The sequence below is a fragment of the Planktothrix serta PCC 8927 genome (genome assembly GCF_900010725.2).
Taxonomy (GTDB): Bacteria; Cyanobacteriota; Cyanobacteriia; order Cyanobacteriales; family Microcoleaceae; genus Planktothrix; species Planktothrix serta.
Map to the genome: position 1 here is coordinate 1 of NZ_LR734966.1, position 1,450 is coordinate 1,450.

Sequence of the window (1,450 nt, forward strand, 5' to 3'; positions counted from 1 at the left end):
CGCAGCAACGGTACTTCAAACCAGCGCGACAAAATTACAATCTGGGGAAGAATTATCGGAAGCTGATCAGAAGAAAACCCGAATTGTCTCTAAAACTGTTTTGAAATAACTCACTCCTTTCCCCAAATTGGGCTATCGGTGTAAGAATATGCCGATAGCACAGCTTGAATGGGTTCTCTCATCAGAAATTCTCAACCTTGAACTTATAAAAATAGTAGCGCAACTTCAGGTAATCCGATGAAACTCAGTTTACAAGCAATTCTTAACGATCCCAACTTCGATGTCTCCCAGGCTACCAGTCAACGTCAATTGGCGATCTCCATTTCGGCTTTTCCTTCTCAAAGCGATGTCGATGTCCCTTTGAATTTGTGCCTAATTTTAGATTATAGCGGTTCTATGACGGGTAAACCCATAAAAACCGTTAAACAGGCAGCAATTGAGTTAGTGGATCGATTAAAACCTGGCGATCGCATTTCAATTATCGCCTTTAATGATCGCGCTAAAGTTTTAATTCCTAATCAAGATATTACGGATTTGGAAAATATTAAACGGAAAATTAATGCCTTAAAAGCAAACTGGTGGGGGGGTACGGTCATTGGTGAAGGGCTAAAATTAGGCATTGAAGAATTAGGAAAAGGCAAACAGGAACGAATTTCTCAAGGGTTTTTATTAACCGATGGCGAAAATAATGAACACGGAGACAATGATCGTTGTTTAAAATTAGCCAAACTCGCCGCTAGTTATAACTTAACGATTAATACTTTGGGGTTTGGTAAAAATTGGAACTCTGATGTTTTAGAAAAAATTGCCGATGCTGCCGGGGGAACTTTAGCTTATATTGAATATCCCGAACAAGCGTTGGATCAATTCAGCCGTTTGTTCAATAAAATGCAGTCTGTGGGCTTAACTAATTCCTATTTATTATTGGATTTAATGCCAAATGTCCGGTTAGCTGAACTCAAACCGATCTCCCAAGTTGCTCCTGATACGATTGAATTACCGATCCAAAAAGAAGGGGATAAATGGATTGTCCGTTTAGGGGATGTGATGAAAGATATCGATCGGGTGGTCTTAGCTAATTTATATTTTGGCAAATTTTCTGAAGGAAAACAAGCGATCGCCCATGTTCAAGTCCGCTATGATGATCCTTCCTTAAATTTAAAAAATTTATATTCAGATTTGGTGATTGTGGAAGGTAATTTTGTCAATTCCTATCAACCAAAATCCGATCCCTTTGTCCAACAACAAATTTTAGCCTTAGCCAAATATCGTCAAACTCAAATTGCTGAAACCAAACTCCAACAAGGCGATCGCGCTGGCGCAGCAACGATGTTACAAACTGCGGCAAAAACTGCTTTGCAAATGGGAGATAAAAACGCAGCAACGGTACTTCAAACCAGCGCGACAAAATTACAATCTGGGGAAGAATTATCGGAAGCTGATCAGAAGA

Annotated in this window: 1 protein-coding gene; it reads left to right on the forward strand. The window is 39.6% G+C overall.

Annotation, left to right across the window (positions count from 1 at the left end; all coding sequences use genetic code 11):
- Window positions 1–237: 237 nt before the first annotated feature.
- Window positions 238–1,450 (forward strand): vWA domain-containing protein (locus PL8927_RS27830; protein ID WP_083627115.1); only part of this gene is annotated, 1,213 nt, incomplete at its 3' end.